This is a genomic window from Mesorhizobium sp. M0145 (assembly GCF_040322355.1).
GTDB lineage: Bacteria > Pseudomonadota > Alphaproteobacteria > Rhizobiales > Rhizobiaceae > Mesorhizobium.
Window position 1 is genome coordinate 28,060 of record NZ_JAMYTK010000022.1, and the last position, 14,915, is coordinate 42,974.

General features: G+C 61.7%; 14 protein-coding genes and 3 pseudogenes. 7 read left to right on the plus strand and 10 right to left on the minus strand.

The window, feature by feature from the left end; genetic code table 11:
• Positions 1 to 86: 86 nt before the first annotated feature.
• Positions 87 to 1,289, minus strand: a complete 1,203-nt coding sequence (locus tag NKJ28_RS25550; RefSeq protein WP_352637390.1) for a cytochrome P450 — start codon at positions 1,287 to 1,289, stop codon at positions 87 to 89.
• Positions 1,290 to 1,432: 143 nt separating this feature from the next.
• Positions 1,433 to 1,672 (minus strand): hypothetical protein, encoded by a 240-nt coding sequence (locus tag NKJ28_RS25555; protein ID WP_352637449.1) that lies wholly within the window; start codon positions 1,670 to 1,672, stop codon positions 1,433 to 1,435.
• A 1,292-nt stretch (positions 1,673 to 2,964) separates the two neighbouring features.
• Here NKJ28_RS25555 and NKJ28_RS25560 point away from each other — a divergent pair.
• The 3 genes from NKJ28_RS25560 (at position 2,965) to NKJ28_RS25570 (ending at position 6,278) form a co-directional block, all read left to right on the plus strand.
• On the plus strand, positions 2,965 to 3,498 hold the full coding sequence (locus NKJ28_RS25560; RefSeq protein ID WP_352637451.1) for a peroxiredoxin: 534 nt from the start codon (positions 2,965 to 2,967) through the stop codon (positions 3,496 to 3,498).
• Between the two features lie 69 nt (positions 3,499 to 3,567).
• Positions 3,568 to 5,004, plus strand: coding sequence for an RNA polymerase factor sigma-54 (rpoN, locus tag NKJ28_RS25565; RefSeq protein ID WP_352637391.1), 1,437 nt, complete (start codon positions 3,568 to 3,570; stop codon positions 5,002 to 5,004).
• A gap of 80 nt (positions 5,005 to 5,084) precedes the next feature.
• A complete protein-coding gene (locus NKJ28_RS25570) occupies positions 5,085 to 6,278 on the plus strand; it encodes an MFS transporter (RefSeq protein ID WP_352637392.1) in 1,194 nt (397 codons plus the stop codon).
• Between the two features lie 233 nt (positions 6,279 to 6,511).
• On the opposite strand, the pseudogene NKJ28_RS25575 reads toward NKJ28_RS25570, so the two are convergent.
• The 4 genes and pseudogenes from NKJ28_RS25575 to NKJ28_RS25590 all read right to left on the minus strand — a co-directional run.
• Positions 6,512 to 7,270 (minus strand): annotated as a pseudogene (locus NKJ28_RS25575) (ABC transporter permease); the annotation flags it as partial.
• 146 nt (positions 7,271 to 7,416) lie between these two features.
• Positions 7,417 to 8,037 carry a nitrogen fixation protein NifQ gene (locus tag NKJ28_RS25580; RefSeq protein ID WP_352637393.1) on the minus strand — a complete coding sequence of 207 codons (621 nt, stop codon included), beginning with the start codon at positions 8,035 to 8,037 and terminating at the stop codon, positions 7,417 to 7,419.
• Positions 8,038 to 8,062: 25 nt separating this feature from the next.
• Positions 8,063 to 8,869 (minus strand): prephenate dehydratase domain-containing protein, encoded by an 807-nt coding sequence (locus tag NKJ28_RS25585; protein WP_352637394.1) that lies wholly within the window; start codon positions 8,867 to 8,869, stop codon positions 8,063 to 8,065.
• Positions 8,870 to 9,160: 291 nt separating this feature from the next.
• Positions 9,161 to 10,270, minus strand: coding sequence for an IS110 family RNA-guided transposase (locus NKJ28_RS25590; protein WP_352637395.1), 1,110 nt, complete (start codon positions 10,268 to 10,270; stop codon positions 9,161 to 9,163).
• A gap of 181 nt (positions 10,271 to 10,451) precedes the next feature.
• On the opposite strand from NKJ28_RS25590, the pseudogene NKJ28_RS25595 reads away from it, so the two are divergent.
• A pseudogene (locus NKJ28_RS25595) lies at positions 10,452 to 11,489 on the plus strand (IS110 family RNA-guided transposase).
• 471 nt (positions 11,490 to 11,960) lie between these two features.
• On the opposite strand, the gene NKJ28_RS25600 reads toward NKJ28_RS25595, so the two are convergent.
• From NKJ28_RS25600 to NKJ28_RS25615, 4 genes and pseudogenes are all read right to left on the minus strand, one after another.
• Positions 11,961 to 12,221: a prephenate dehydratase domain-containing protein gene (locus NKJ28_RS25600; RefSeq protein ID WP_352637396.1), complete on the minus strand. Its 261-nt coding sequence runs from the start codon at positions 12,219 to 12,221 to the stop codon at positions 11,961 to 11,963.
• Positions 12,222 to 12,508: 287 nt separating this feature from the next.
• The gene (locus tag NKJ28_RS25605) at positions 12,509 to 12,640 is read right to left on the minus strand and encodes a hypothetical protein (protein WP_352637398.1); all 132 of its coding nucleotides are present in this window, start codon (positions 12,638 to 12,640) and stop codon (positions 12,509 to 12,511) included.
• A 52-nt stretch (positions 12,641 to 12,692) separates the two neighbouring features.
• A complete protein-coding gene (locus tag NKJ28_RS25610) occupies positions 12,693 to 12,851 on the minus strand; it encodes a hypothetical protein (protein WP_352637400.1) in 159 nt (52 codons plus the stop codon).
• Positions 12,848 to 13,185, minus strand: a pseudogene (locus NKJ28_RS25615) (transposase); the annotation flags it as partial. The gene NKJ28_RS25610 and the pseudogene NKJ28_RS25615, both read right to left, overlap by 4 nt.
• Positions 13,186 to 13,346: 161 nt before the next feature.
• Between NKJ28_RS25615 and NKJ28_RS25620 the strand changes: the two are divergent.
• The 3 genes from NKJ28_RS25620 to NKJ28_RS25630 are packed head-to-tail and all read left to right on the plus strand — an operon-like array spanning position 13,347 to position 14,790.
• Positions 13,347 to 14,450 carry an IS5 family transposase gene (locus NKJ28_RS25620; RefSeq protein ID WP_352637402.1) on the plus strand — a complete coding sequence of 368 codons (1,104 nt, stop codon included), beginning with the start codon at positions 13,347 to 13,349 and terminating at the stop codon, positions 14,448 to 14,450.
• A complete protein-coding gene (locus tag NKJ28_RS25625; RefSeq protein ID WP_352637404.1) occupies positions 14,447 to 14,611 on the plus strand; it encodes a hypothetical protein in 165 nt (54 codons plus the stop codon). The genes NKJ28_RS25620 and NKJ28_RS25625 overlap by 4 nt, the downstream gene beginning before the upstream one ends.
• A 47-nt stretch (positions 14,612 to 14,658) precedes the next feature.
• Positions 14,659 to 14,790, plus strand: coding sequence for a hypothetical protein (locus tag NKJ28_RS25630; RefSeq protein WP_352637406.1), 132 nt, complete (start codon positions 14,659 to 14,661; stop codon positions 14,788 to 14,790).
• The last annotated feature ends 125 nt before the right edge of the window (positions 14,791 to 14,915 follow it).

Sequence of the window (14,915 nt, forward strand, 5' to 3'; positions counted from 1 at the left end):
ACCTGTTGGCTGGCTGATCTGATCGGCGCGCGGCAGGCGCGCCGGCAAATTCGGAGAACATCGCGATTCCTGGTGGCATCCGCGCATCACCAGAGCACCGGGAACTCCTCGAACCCGCCAGTGATGATCTCCTTGCGCAACTTCAGTTCTTCGGGCGCCACGGCCAGGCGCAGCGCGGGAAAGCGCTGGAAGATCGAACCGAACACCGCCTTGAGTTCCAGCCTGGCCAGCGCCAAGCCCACGCAGTTGTGGGGCCCGTAGGAGAACGCAAGGTGCGGATTTTCGTCACGTCCGATGTCGAACATTTCCGGGTCGTCGAAATGGCGCGGATCGAAGGACGTCGCCGGCAGGCCGACCAGCACCTTGCTCTCCGCGGGAACATGCACGCCCGCGATGGTCACGTCGGTCCTCGGATAGCGCATGATGCCGTCCCAGCCCGCGCCCGGCGGGTACATGCGCAGGATTTCCTCCACCGCCTTATCCACCAGGGATGGATCGCCGACCAGGCGTTCGCGCTGTTGGGGATGGCGGAACATGGCCAGCAGGCCGAATTCGATCTGCGCGACGGTGCTCTCGTGCCCCGCCACCAGCATGCCCGCCGCCAGGCCGATCGCCTCTTCCTCGGTCGCCTTGCCCTGGTCGACCGCCGCGAGCAGATCCGTCAGCAGGTTGTCGCCCGGATCCTGGCGCTTGTCCCGCATCTTGCCGCGAATGTAGGCGCGCAGTTCTTCCCAGGCCAGGCGCGACGCGCTGCGCGGGCCGCTTTCATGCTGGTGCGTCATCACTTCGTCGGACAGCCCGGCGAAAAAGGCGTGATCCTCGTAGAGCACGCCCATCAGCGCGCTGATGACCATGGCCGGAAGCGGAAAGGAGAGGTGGCGCCGCAGGTCGGCGGGCTGGGGCTGGGCCGCCAGTGTCTCGAACAACTGCGCGGCGATCACCTCGACCTGCTGCGCGAGCAGCTTCACCCTGCGGTTGCTGAAGGCCGGCGCCACGATCGTGCGTAACCGGGCATGCTCGCCCCCCTCGTGCGAGACCAACCACCCCGGCGATCCGAGAATCACCGAATCCGGGGTGAATGTCGCCGGCGGCATTCCCGAGGGCCGGAACGCCGCGTCGGACAGCACCGCCTTGGCTTCATCGTAGCCTGTCACCCACCAGCCTTCGTGTCCGGACGGGAAGCGCACGCGGTGGATCGGACCGTTGGCGCGTTGCGCCAACATCTCGGGCGAGGGCTCGATGTGGTCGACGCGCCACATCGGCAGCGTCGGCAAGGGTTGTTCGGACATGGTGGCACTTGATCCCTAAGCGATGGAGGGCGGAAGGTGACCGGCAGGCGCTGCGGGCAGCGAATGGCTTAGGAAGGCATGTAGACGACGTCCTCCGCAGCGTAGCCCCATTCGATTATCAAGGTCGGCCAACGTGTAACTGCCTAGGCATACCGCGCGGCGAGATGCAGAACGTAATCCTGCGCCTTCGAGTTCAGGATAAGGCGAGTGTGGCGGGCCTTTGAGTCGCAGCCGGCCATCAAGATTTCGCGCAAGGGTCGACAAGGGCGGCGAGCCTGTTTGGTAGGGGGCGGTTTCGCCGAGGCCCCCTTCCCATAGAATGCTATCTGATGCGGATTTGACATTTTGCTTTTCTTTCTTCGTTCCATCGATCGCGGTGCCATCCACGAAATGAAAGGTCGGTCGGCGGCTCCCGGCCCGCAACGAAGGAGCTTCAAAACTCGTGCCAATTTGGCCGACCCAGCAGAAGAAAAAAATTGTGATTGCTTTTCATCGGGTTAGCCTGAGGCCAGACAAGAGCTCGGCGAAATAGGCCGGTGTCGCGGGCCAACAAAGGCGACAGAACAGTGTCGGATAGTACGCCTCGGCGACCTTTCGGTCGGGCTTGCGACATTCTGGTCCAGTTTCGAACATAAGAGGGCGGCAAACAGACACGATTGGGGAATTCGATCCTCACGGAGTAAGGGCGCTTGCCCAAGAGCGCGCGCTCATGGTTGCTGCGACAGGCGCGTGTTCGCGATAGCCGTGCCTGCGCACCCAAGAACGCTAGCGGCACACGCTACGCAATGACTGGAGTGCCCGCCAGCCTCAGGTAGTGCATCGGCTCGGCTTCCGGTTCGTCTTTGCCCAGCTAGGGCTGAAGCGCCGAATATCCGCACCATACAGCATCGTTGTTGCCTGTGTGACGAGGCGGTATAGCGCGCTCCCGATCTTGTAAGGCACGGCCTCCGAGAAGAAGGGGGCGGTCCAAAAGCGTCTCCTATTTGAAATGGCACGCCGCTTGCTGCTCCTGGTTAGAGCCCATCAAATCACGATGAAAGCGACTTGCACCAATGCCCGACACGCGAAGCTCTAGACCGTGGCCTGAGGAGACGGTGCCCGTTCCCGCTGAACATCGGGACATCGTCTCCTCCGGAGGTCCGTGCTCGGCAGCCGCTTTGCGCATGGCTGGTCCGATGCCGGCACGCCAACACGTGGCGCTCACGCAATTGCCGTCTACCGGTTCTGTTCAGCGTGTGAGTACCCAAGAGCCCCATCAAAGGGTCACCCAAGCCAAGGTCGGCGGGTCGCTGCCACACATCGGCAACACGCTGAACCAGTTCAGTGACGCGGGTCTGTTGCGTGAAGTCACATTTGAGGCCTCCACATGCTTGCGATATTGGCTACTTCCGGCCGCTATCACTTTTCCCCGGGCACGAGCGCGAGTGATCGATTCCGCTTCCGGCGCCATAACCGTGGAAAGATTGCCCAAGCGGCTCGACGGTCTCCGGCTCGCTCAGATCGATTGCGTTCGGGTGGCGAAGACCAGCAGCCACGACGTACATACATCGGGATGGAAAAGGAGGTTGCGAGCCGCGAGGTCCTCATTTCATGCCCGGCATACGAGCCTTTGCTCGGTATTGCGCCAGCCTCTGCCAGAATCCAGCGCGCCAGTTTTTTCCTCAGGAGCAAGTTGATGACCGTTCAAAAGAAGGTTCCCTTCGTCACCTTTCTCACGCGTGTTCGCGATGAGTCAGTCCAGGGCCCAAATCCATATCGCTGGGAAGAAAGGACATCTGACGACTACTTTGCCGGCAAGCGCGTCATCCTGTTCTCGCTGCCTGGCGCATTCACTCCGACCTGCTCGACCTATCAACTGCCCAATTTCGAAGAGCTCTATGATGAGTTTGAGAAGGAGGGAATTGACGCGATTTACTGCGTCTCCGTCAACGATGCCTTCGTCATGAATGCGTGGGGGAAGTCCTTGGGCCTGCAGAAGGTCGAGCTCATCCCCGATGGCTCAGGCGAGTTCACACGCAAGATGGGCATGCTGGTCGCCAAGGACAATCTCGGCTTCGGGATGCGCTCCTGGCGCTACGCCGCCCTGATCAACAATGGCGTGGTGGAGCAGTGGTTTGAGGAGGAAGGTTTCTCCGACAACTGCGAGGCCGACCCCTATGGCGTCTCATCCCCGCAAAACGTTCTCGAAACGCTGAAAGCCGCCGCATGACCTAGAAAACGTCTCACTGGTGCCATTGCCCGCCCCAAGAGGCTCCTCGACAGGATTATCGCGCTCACCATGCAATCCTCAGCAAGCCTGCTTCAGCGCCAGAAGCAATCCATGGTCGCATCGCCTCAACTCATTGAGTCGATTCGCTTGCTGCAACTGGCGCATACTGAACTGCATCAGTTCGTGGAGCGGGAAATCGAAAAGAACCCGCTCTTGGAACCTGCGCCAAACGATGGCGGGCCTTTTGGCGATGTTTCGATTTCGGGAGCGGATCAGCCTGTCGGCCCACGCGCAAACGCCGTTGACGGACCGACCGGGGCCGGGTCGCCTGAACGGCTCGGGCAATGGAAATCACTTCGTAACACGACCAACAACCCGCCGGGTAATGGCCCTTCCCCCGACGAGTTTGCCAGCCTCGCGGAGACATTGCACGACCATGTCGCTCGTCAGATCGCCCTCACTGCGTTCACACCACAGGAGCGGCTGATCGCTGGCCAGCTTGCCGCCGATCTGGAAGACACTGGCTATCTTCGGGCAAACCTTTTGGAGCTGGCCGAGAGCCTGAATGTCCGGGAGGCTGATGTGGAATGGGTTCTCGGAACCTTGCAGCACTTTGATCCACCGGGAATTTTTGCGCGAACTCTCGGAGAATGCCTCGAAATCCAGTTACGCCAGCGAGACCGGTTCGACCCGGCAATGGCAGCTTTGGTTGCCAATCTTGAAATGCTTGCGCGACGCGATTTTCAGGCACTGAAGCAGCATTGCGGCGTCGATGAAGACGACCTTCTCGACATGATGCATGAGATTCGGGCGCTCGATCCCAAGCCCGGAAACCGATTCCAATCCGGTGCGTCTGAATCAATCATACCCGACGTCTGGGTCACGCCCTCGCCGGAAGGCGGGTGGCAGATCGAACTTGATCCGGCCACATTGCCCAAGCTGCTGATCAACCAAACCTACTATGCCGAAGTGTCGCGTCAAACTGCCCAAAATTCGAAAGATCAAGCATTTCTCAACGAATGCTTGCAAAACGCGAACTGGCTAATCCGCAGCCTCGATCAGCGCGCCAAGACGATTGTTAAGGTTGCGGCTGAAATCGTGCGCCAGCAGGATGCCTTTTTGGAACATGGCGTCGCCCACCTGCGGCCTCTCAATCTCAGAACCGTCGCTGACGCGATCGGCGTGCACGAGTCGACGGTAAGCCGGGTGACCTCGAACAAGTACATGATTACCCCGCGCGGAGTCTTTGAACTGAAGTATTTTTTCACCGTCGCGATCGCGTCCTGCCAAGGCGGCGATGCGCACTCCGCCGAAGCTGTCCGCCATCGTATCAAAGCGATGATTGCCGCAGAATCTCCCGGCGACGTGCTTTCCGACGATGACATCGCTGTCCGGCTGAAGGAAACCGGCATCGATGTTGCGCGCCGCACCGTCACAAAATATCGCGAAGCAATGAACATCCCCTCCTCCGTGCAACGCCGCCGGGAAATGCGCTTGTGTCTTTAATGTGGGTCAAGGCAGCCAACCTCATGTTGCAGTGCATCCAAAGTGGAGACTTCGTTCATGACCCGATCCGCGGGAGGGACATGGACGCTGTTCTGCACGACCCAGAAAAGCCCGACCAACCGTCTGGTCCCGCATGGGGTGCGGTCATTTCGCTTTCCTTGGGCACCTTCGGGCTGGTGGCGGCAGAGTTTCTGCCTGTCAGCCTGCTCACGCCGCTCGCGCATGATCTCGGTATCACCGAGGGTGCGGCTGGACAGGCGATGACGGCGACCGCTATCGTCGGGGCGATTTCGGCGCCGACGGTGGCCATCATCACAAAGCGCCTGGACCGCAGGATCGTCATGTGGGCGATGACGCTGCTACTGATCCTGTCGGACGTTCTAGCGGCCGGCGCGAGGTCGCTGGCGGTTCTCCTGACTGCACGCGTCGTGCTCGGCATAGCGCTCGGAGGCTTCTGGTCGATCTCGGCATCACTGGCGATGCGCCTCGTTCCGAGCCACCTCCTGCCGCGCGCCATGTCGATCATTCTCACCGGCGTTTCCGTCGCTACCGTTTGCGCAGCTCCAATCGGCGCTTATGTCGGCGATATCTGGGGATGGCGAAGCGCCTTCATGCTCGCCGCAGTCTTCGGCGCCGCTACACTGCTGGTGCAACTCATAACCATTCCGAGGCTGCCTCCGGTTGGAGTGGCTAGCTTCCGCAGCCTGCTGGATGTGGCCAAGATTCCGATGGTCAAGGTCGCGCTTTTGGTGGTCCTGCTGGTCGCTTCCGGCCACTTCGCCGGAGTCACCTATATCCGCGCCTTCCTCGAGAAGATTCCCGCGATGGATGTCGAGACGATCTCGCTTGTGTTGCTTGCTTTTGGCATCGGCGGATTCTTCGGCAATTTGGCCGGCGGGCTTCTGGCCGAGTACAGTCTCAAGGCAGTCGCGGCCCTTGCACCGCTGCTCATAGCGATAGCCGCTGTTTCGCTGCTGACGGCGGGAGCATCGGCCTCGGCCTCGGCGATTGCGGTTGCCGCGTGGGGCTTTGCCTTCGGCGCGGTGCCGGTGGGCTTGCAGACGTGGATGGTGCGGCGCGCCGTTCCCGAGCAGGCCGAAAGCGCCGGTGTGCTGATGGTCGTAGCGTTCCAAGTGGCAATCGCAGCCGGCGCGATTTTCGGCGGAGTATTGGTGGACAACGCCGGGATTACCAGTGCCATTGCCTACAGTGCTGTTGCCACGTTCCTCGCCGCCCTGACAGTGTTCCTGCTCGGCCCGAAGCGCCAAACCTAGGCCGCCTGACAGAAGAGGCCTCAGCAGCGCAGCGGGACGAGAGATGCAATCGCATGCACGCCGCGGCGCGATCCTCCGCATGATTACTTTGGCGGTTGCAGGCTTCGTTTCGCCGAGCGTATAGGCCGACTGGATCGCCGCCGCGGCAGCCTGTTCCGTGTCGGCCTCCGATCTCATGGACCAGCGCCAGCGCCTCGCCGGCTTCACCTCCGGGCCATGGCGACCTTCGCCGCCAGACAGGCGAACCTCGCCGGCACCGGTTTCCATTTGGCGACGATGAGCGCTGGCAGTACGATGGAACCCTTGCTGGCGGTCATATCCTTCACGAAGCCGGCATTCTGGGGCGCGACAGCTACGTGCCGGCCATGCCCGTCAGAACGCCGATGAAGATGCCGCACGATAGCGCAGCCAGGTCACCGAAATGCCAGTGGTATCAACGGTGCCCGGATTTTCGCCGACCGCGCGAAGCCCTAGGCCGAAGCGGGTGCTAAACAGCACCAACCAGGTAGATGGCACCATCAGGGACGCGACATAGACCAGCAGCGAATGGTCGGATAGACGGCCCGAGCACCGGCACGCCGCGCACCGCTTCGGCGCTGGGCACAACAATCGAATCGCGAGTCTTCAGAGAGCGCCGGCGCGCGCCCTGCCGGAACCAGGCCTGGCCGAGAATGATGGTGGAGCGCGGCAGCGATGAAATTGATGGCGACGCCGAAGACGATCTGGTCGCCGCGATGGGTGATCGAGGCGAAACCGTGCACCAGCGCGAAAAACACGGCGGTGGCTACGGCGCCCAGGCCGAGCCGAGCCAAGCCTGTAACCGCGGCCGCCGAGGCGCCGGCAAAGGTGCCGGCCAGCATCTTGCCCTCGAGCCCGGTGTCGAAGACGCCGGCCCGCTCCGAATAGAGCCCGGCCAGGCAGGCGAGCAGCAACGGCACGGAGAACACCAGTTGCTCGGCGGCGATGGTGCGGGTCGGGTCCTGCTCCGCCATGATGACGGCGACCGCCGAAGCGAGCATAGGCGCAAGTGGACGGCAGGCACAGCATTCAAATCCTCGAAGGCGAAAGTTCGACATTCGACAAGAGACATATGGTGCGGCGCGAGCCCTGGCGCTTGTACGACTGACGAAAGCGGCTCTTAATCCAAGGCCATGCCGTTCTTGATCCGTGTGAGGCGGCTTTCGCCTTCCTCCGGGCCGAAGCAGCTTTCGAAGTCATTGCATTCCCGGCAACTGGGCGCGCTGCACAGCGAAAAACCTTCGGCCTCGCAGAGCTTGCGGTAAAAGTACTTCTTCCATTTCATGTTTTGGGTGTTGCCGGCCGCCAGCGTCGGAAAATGCGAGGCGAGCAGGCGGCCGAGCTCGGTCCGATTAAAAAGGCCGAGGTCCTGCCAGAGATGGTCATTGCGCATGGCACGCCGGGCGATGATCTTGGCGAAGCGGGCGCTCGCCTTGTCGCCCGGCCGGGCATGCTCCAGCAGCAGTCCACGTAGAAGTTCTTCCTCCAGATCCGGCTCGGGCTCGCTCACCTCTTCCAAGGCAAACGCGTTGATTGGAATAGCAGGGAAACTGCGGGCCAGGACATCGCGCAGCTCGGCGCGCGAAAGGCCGGTTGCCTCCGTCGCCGTCGCCTCGCCGGCCTCGATCTCCTCGAGCGCACTTGAAAGCACACAGGCAAGCACATGCTGGTCGAACCTCCTCTCCAGCTCGATCTGCGGCCATTGGCCAGTGCTGAGCCGGGCATAGTGTTGGGCAAACATGGTGCCGTTCTCCTGGTTTGTCCTATCAAGTCATGCAGCGACCGGGCGGCCGCAACATGGGTCGGGCAGTTCTTCGGGCAGAAGCGGGCGCCAGGCTCCGCAGCCAATGCAAAGCTCGGCAATGGTCGAGAACCATGATCATGCGATCGAGCTCGCCGTCGAAATCGTATCCTCGCCGCCGCAGACGCTGAGGATTTCGCACCTCTCCGACACCTCCGGATTTGCTACCGCTCGCTCGGGGATAAGACCCCAGTATACGAAGATGACGGCGTCCATTTACAAAGGATCGCATTTTTTCATCACTTGCATGACCTGACACATCGATCAGGTAGTGATGATCATCCAATCCCTGGAAGGTCGGACGTTCGTAGATGTTCAAGATCTCGATCCCGCTTTGCGCCAGATCTCGCATGAAGCTTCCAAATTCCTGTTCCCGGGTGCGAAGGTGGAGGGTCGTCCGATCATAGCCGGTGCAAGCAGGTATCTCCCAACCGAGCACCCACCAGCGCGTGACGTTGTGTAAACCCTCTTCGATACCCGTCCGCAGCTCGTGTAGATTGCAGAGTTTCGCTCCGAGCCCCGGGCCTATCGAGGCGACGGCCGGAGAGTTCAAGCTAGCGACATGGTGGATGGTCCCAGCCCTTGCCTCCCGCGAAACATGAGGCATGTTCTCATCAAGCCAGTCGGTAACCTCTTCAAGGGCCACGGGATGGCCCATGACCGTGGTGGTGGATGGCGCTATTAGGCTATAGCTCAAGATCTTAGGATATTCCGCTACAACGAAGAGCGACCGCAACGCCAGAAGACCATCGACATAAGGCGTTGTCCCCACTAGTCTCTCATGTTCCCTGTCAAGGTTGAAGGAAAGCTCGCCTGCTTGGCAGGTTTGCGAAGCAGTCGGACCGGCTGAAGCTGCACAGGGCTGGGGGTGGAGCTCAGAGACGACGGTTGATCAGACTCTCATCCGCGGGTTGGGTACCGGCCTTCCGTATCTTCGTCTCGGGGCTGTCCTCGGTCTAGAGGGCGGGCGTCGGGCGCATCGGCTTGGCCACATAACTAGCGACGGGAGTTCCCCACCGTGGCCCCACCCCCAACACTGTGCAGCGGGTTGGGTCGAGACCGGCTATGACGGCGCGACCTCCCGGCCGATGGCCCACAAGAAGGCGGCCATCTCGCGTGCGATCGCAGCCACGACCACCGGCGGCTTCTTGCCGGCGGCGCTGAGGCGACGATAGCGGGCGCAGAGCCGGAGCTGCCCCTTCCAGGCAATATCGCGGACGGCCTTGGGCAGCCCCTCGAGCCGCACCCTCAGGGTCTCACTGACCCTGGCAGGATAGCGGTAAGTCCATGCCGCTTCGACCAGGGCGCGGCGGGCGCGTCGATTGCCGGCGAGCGTAAGGCTCGATCGGCGAACCGTGTCACCGGTCGAGCGCTCCCCCGGGACAAGGCCGAGAAAGGCCATCAACTGCGGCGGCGTATCGAAGCGACGCACATCCCCAATCTCGGCCGCAAATATCACTGCGACCAGGAACGAGGCGCCGCGCATGGCCTGATAGGCCTCAACGACTCGCGCCATGGACCAAGTTGGCACGACGGCGCGCAACTGCTCATCCAGGCGGTGTAGTCGCTGAGCCGCGTCCTCGATCGCGTCGATCTTCTCCTGGAACACGATCTGCTGCGCGGTATGCTCGAAGTTCTGTCGGGCAAGCCAGCGCCGGTGCGCCAATGTCCAATGACCGCCGTTCTGGTAGATCCGCCCATGGCGCAGAAGGAATGAGAGCAGCTGCTGGCGTTTGCGGCGCAGGTCGTCGGCTGCGGCTTCGCGGGCTCGGACCAGATCGCGGACAGCCTCGTGGACTACGTCCGGCACCCACACCCCGATCAGTTCGCCCGCCCGATGCAGTCGCGCCAGCGTGACCGCGTCCCGCCGGTTGGTCTTGACGCGCTCGCCCGGCCGCTTCGGGATCAGGGCCGGCGCAACCACCATGCAGTCGTGACCAAGATCGCGGACCTGCCGGCACAACCCACAACCCGTCGGCCCAGCCTCGAAGCAGACGTGCAGTCGATCATACTTTCTTCCCAGCTTCTTGATCGTCCGCTCTATCGCCGCCGAACTATTCTCGACCTCGCCGACGAACCGGACCTCGCCGGTGCGGCCGCCCTCCGCGATCGCAACCGCGTGCTTCTTCTTGGCTACATCAAACGCGACAAATGCTTCGCTATACTCTCCCATGGCTCGCTCTCCGTGCGTGAGGATCGGCTCGGCCCATCCGAGATGGGGTATTCGGCTTGAGCCTCATCTTCGGGCGACTATGGCATGGTGGATAAGGCTTGAAGGTGCTGCGCTTCGAGGCCGATGGTTAAACGTGGTTCTGCATGGCGCAGCCACTAGCATCAGAAGGAGGAAGCGCAGCATGAAACATTATGCAGGATTGGATGTCTCCGTGAAAGAGACTGCAATTTGCATTGTCGACGAAACAGGCAAGATCTGCCGGGAGATGAAGGTGCCGAGCCATCCCGAGGATCTTGTGCGGGTGCTCTCGGATTGGCCTGGACCTTAGAGCGGATCGGCCTCGAGGCCGGACCGCTGTCGCAATGGCTGTTCAGCGGCCTGGCCGAAGCCGGCCTGCCGGTGATCTGCATCGAGACCCGCCACACCAAGGCATTCCTGGAGGCGCAGCCGAACAAATCCGACCGCATTGATGCCCGTGGCATTGCCCAGATGATGCGGGTCAACCTGTTCCGCCCGGTCCATGTCAAGACGCTGACGAGCCAGAAGCGCCGGGCACTGCTGACGGCGCGCAAGCTCTTGCAGGACAAGGCGATCGCCATCGAGAAAGACATCCGCGGGCTATTGCGCAACTTCGGCCTCAAGGTCGGCATGGTCGGCGCCGTCAAATTCGAACACCGTATCCGCGAGCTCACCGAAGGCATGCCCGACCTGGCCGAGATCGTCGAGCCGCTGCTCGATGCGCGCCGCAAGCTGCGCGAGAATTTTGCGGCGCTTCACTGCAAGCTTCTGGCGATCGTCCGGGATAACGAGGTCTGCCGGCGGCTGGCGACGATACCGGGCGTCGGTCCGGTGGTGGCGCTGGCCTATACCGCGACCATCGACATTCCGGCCCGCTTCCGCAATTCCAAGGCGGTCGGACCGATCTTGGGGCTGACGCCGGTGCTCCATGAGTCGGTCGAAAGCCGCCGCATCGGCCGGATCTCCTGCTGCGGCGATGGCATGATGCGAACGCTGCTTTACGAAGCCGCGCAGACGCTGCCGACGCGCGTGACGAAATGGTCGTGGCTGAAGGCGTGGGCGATGAATGTCGCCAGGCGGCGCGGCCGACAAAGGCCATTATCGCATTGGCCCGTCGGCTGGCGGTGATCATGCATCGCATGTGGCGCGCGGCACAGAGTTCCGCTGGACACGACAAGACATCATGCCGAAGGCCGCCTGATCGTGCGCCCGACCATTGCAGCCTGCCGCCGTGCGCGTGGCCCGTCAAGGGCAAGTCGCTGCGCGATGGGCCCGTGGCCCTTGACGACCCACCTGCGCGCGGGCGGCCAGCGCAAAGAAGGTCGGGACGAGGAGATGGTCGCCAACAGTCGAACGCGGAGATGAAACATGATCGCAGAGCCAGGGTGACAAGGATCACCCCATAAGATTCCACCTGCCGGTGGAAAAGGGGCGTCCTTCGCGGGGACGATGAATGAGGTGAGTTCGCGAGGGTTGCAGTACCGGTCGCATCACAACGATCAGGACGCTTCCGAGATTGTTCCACCTCATTCTCCTGAATCCCCATTAAGGGTAAGGCCAGCCGATCCCGGAGAGAAGCAAGACCCCGCGAAAGATGCGCAGCGCCGGCGAAGCGGAAGGCTCGAAAAGCGCTTGACCTCAATACGCCGAATAGAGAAGCAACCCTCGTCTTTTAATCGCACGAAAGGGCGGGCCACCGTTCTCCGCCTCGGAACATGACGTCTAGCGACGTGGCGACAGGAACACACAGCGCCTCGACCTCGCCAGTTTCATAGGCGGCAAAGAGGTCTGCCTCGAGGGGGACAAGCTTGACCGAATCACCGAAGATATCGAGTGTAGCTTGATGCGTCCACGTTCCGGCTGGTCCTACATAGCCCACTTGGCTGATCGCTGATATGTCGACCACCGGCGGCCGCCGAAATGGGTGGTTCATTTGATGTCTTTCATTGATTTATTGCGGACCCGTGCGCCACAATACAATGAGTACAGTCACGCTGCGCGTCAACGAGATGGAAAGTATTCATTGAGTGAAATTTCTGCTTAGCTCGCAAAATGCGGTGGCAGAAAGGTGCCTCGATACAGCGGCGCCGCTGGGAGCCCAAATTCGCGACAAAAAAGAAGTCGTTTTCCTAGTTCCCTTCTTGCCGCAAGCGACCAAAAAACCATGCGGCTGACAAGCTGAAATCATGGCGCGCCTTGGACATCGGTGACGGCCTCGTGCTAGCAGGCTGTTGAAGAAGGATCACGTTTGGCCTTGAGGATAGCCTCGTCGCCGTTGTGATAGGCGAAGGTGATCTCGATCGTGCCGTCGTCGAGCAATTCAGCGGAGCCGTCGCCGGTGACTTCGTCCATCTCATCGAAACCGGCCCATGTGAAGAAGACCATTGAGGGGCTGTACCCGAGATCAGGCCGGCTTGCAGGGCGCCAAGGCGATCTCACCGTGGTTGTCGGCCCCGATGGTGATCGTGGCGGGTCCGCCGAGGTCGAGATAGCCTCGATCCCACTGGTCAGCTTCGATGATCCGCCAGCGGCCGATCTGTTGATAGCCAGCAGGCGCGGTCATATCGGCACCGTCAGCAGCTTCGCTAGCCGCACGAGATTGTAGGCGGCGGCGCTGAAGGTGAAGGCCCATCCGACGCGATCGCGACCGCGCAACTTCGTCTTCGCCTGTCCGGTGACCGTCTTGATCCATCCGAACCGCCTCCTCAATGCGCTTGCGGATGCGCTGGCTGACCGCATAGTCGCTGTGCCGCGTCGTGCGACCGTCGATCGCCGAACGGCGCCCGTTGGTGTTCTGCGCCACGTGCGGCGTCACCTTCATCAACGTAACTCGTGAAGTCCTGCGCATCGTAGGCCTTGTCGGTGGCACTGGACGTGGCGCCCACCCTGCTGGCGCGACTCCCCATCAGGTCGTCGGGGTTTCGCTGGCGAAAAAAACTTCCGCGTGTCTATGCGCGATCGATCCCGCTTGCGCGTGCCTAGCAGGCTGTTGAAAAAGGCCCTCGCCACCAGACCGCAGCAATGATTCACTGGCTCCGAAGGGATTCGGAGGTGACGAGTGCGCGGCGGCGACGATCGAACTGGCGAACTTTTCAGCTACGTGGACCTTGAGGTCCGGGTTCGGCGCAATCATCCATTGCGGGCGATCCGGACGATCCTGACTGAAGCCCTGTCGAGGCTGGAGCGTGAGTTCGCGGCGCTATATTCGCCGATCGGACGGCCATCTATCCCGCCGGAGAAGCTGCTGCGAGCGATGCTTTTGCAGGCGTTCTATTCGATCCGCTCGGAGCGGCTTTTGATGGAACGGTTGGAATACGACCTCCTGTTCCGCTGGTTCGTCGGCATCGGCGTCGACGACGCAGCCTGGGACCATTCGGTGTTCTCCAAAAACAGTGACCGGCTGCTGGAGGGCGATATCGCGGCGAAGTTCCTGGCGGCCGTGCTGGCGCAACCCAAAGTCAAGAAGCTCCTGTCCACGGATCACTTCTCGGTCGACGGCACGCTGATCGAGGCCTGGGCTTCGATGAAGAGCGTCAAGCCAAAGGGCGGCCCAAGCGGCGGTCATGGCGAACCGCCGGCAGACGGCGGCGGACGCAATGCGGAAGCGGACTTCCACCGCGAGAGGCGATCGAACGAGACGCACACCTCGACTACCGACCCCGACGCCAGGCTCTACCGCAAAGGGCGGGGCAAGGAGGCCAGGTTGTGCTTCATGGGACATGGGTTGATGGAGAACCGCCACGGCCTGCTGGTGGAAGCCTGTCTGACGCTGGCCGACGGACATGCCGAGCGGGTGGCGGCCCTGCACATGATCGAACCTCGTGCCGACCGGCCGCGGGCGGTCACGCTCGGTGCCGACAAGGCCTATGACGCAGAGGACTTCGTCAACGAGTTGCGCTCGATGAAGGTGACACCCCACGTAGCGCAGAACACGAACGGCCGTCGTTCGGCGATCGATCGCCGCACCACGCGCCACGGTGGCTATGCCGTCAGCCAGCGCATCAGAAAGCGCATCGAAGAGGCGTTCGGCTGGATCAAAACCGTCGCTGGGCAGGAGAAGACCAAATTGCGCGGCCGCGACCGCGTTGGGTGGGCCTTCACCTTCGCGGCTGCCGCCCACAATCTGGTGCGGCTGCCCAAGCTCTTGGCGGCGTCGAAATGACCGTGCCCGCAGGCTGCCAACTGATCGGCCGCTGGCGGATCATCGAAGCCGATCTGTGGGATCGCGGTTACCTGAACCTCGGTGGACCCGCAACCATCGCCATCGGACCGACAACAACGGCGAGATCGCCTTTGGCGCCCTGCAAGCCGGTCTCGATCTGAGCTACAGCCTCTCGATAGTTCACTTCACATGGGCCGGGTGTGACGAGATGGATGAAGTCACAGGCGATGGCTATGCCGAATTGCTCGACGACGGCTCGATGGAGATCACATTCGCCTACCACAACGGCGACGAGGCCATCCTCAAGGCAATACGTCAGACTTCTTCAACAGCCTGCTAGTCAATCAAAAAACTGACCATCTGCAGGATCAGGATCAGCAAAAAAAGCCAAAGGCAGACGCCAAAACAGCTGCCAGCAGGACGATGCGTTGTTTCTTACCCACAGTTCCCCCGGGAGAGAGTCTG

Coding starts and splice junctions, on each gene's coding strand:
- NKJ28_RS25550 (WP_352637390.1), bottom strand. CDS start 1,289: ATGTCCGAACAACCCTTGCCGACGCTGCCGATGTGGCGCGTCGACCAC.
- NKJ28_RS25555 (WP_352637449.1), bottom strand. CDS start 1,672: ATGGCACCGCGATCGATGGAACGAAGAAAGAAAAGCAAAATGTCAAAT.
- NKJ28_RS25560 (WP_352637451.1), top strand. CDS start 2,965: ATGACCGTTCAAAAGAAGGTTCCCTTCGTCACCTTTCTCACGCGTGTT.
- rpoN (WP_352637391.1), top strand. CDS start 3,568: ATGCAATCCTCAGCAAGCCTGCTTCAGCGCCAGAAGCAATCCATGGTC.
- NKJ28_RS25570 (WP_352637392.1), top strand. CDS start 5,085: ATGGACGCTGTTCTGCACGACCCAGAAAAGCCCGACCAACCGTCTGGT.
- NKJ28_RS25580 (WP_352637393.1), bottom strand. CDS start 8,037: ATGTTTGCCCAACACTATGCCCGGCTCAGCACTGGCCAATGGCCGCAG.
- NKJ28_RS25590 (WP_352637395.1), bottom strand. CDS start 10,270: ATGGGAGAGTATAGCGAAGCATTTGTCGCGTTTGATGTAGCCAAGAAG.
- NKJ28_RS25600 (WP_352637396.1), bottom strand. CDS start 12,221: ATGAACCACCCATTTCGGCGGCCGCCGGTGGTCGACATATCAGCGATC.
- NKJ28_RS25605 (WP_352637398.1), bottom strand. CDS start 12,640: ATGGACGAAGTCACCGGCGACGGCTCCGCTGAATTGCTCGACGACGGC.
- NKJ28_RS25610 (WP_352637400.1), bottom strand. CDS start 12,851: ATGACCGCGCCTGCTGGCTATCAACAGATCGGCCGCTGGCGGATCATC.
- NKJ28_RS25625 (WP_352637404.1), top strand. CDS start 14,447: ATGACCGTGCCCGCAGGCTGCCAACTGATCGGCCGCTGGCGGATCATC.
- NKJ28_RS25630 (WP_352637406.1), top strand. CDS start 14,659: ATGGATGAAGTCACAGGCGATGGCTATGCCGAATTGCTCGACGACGGC.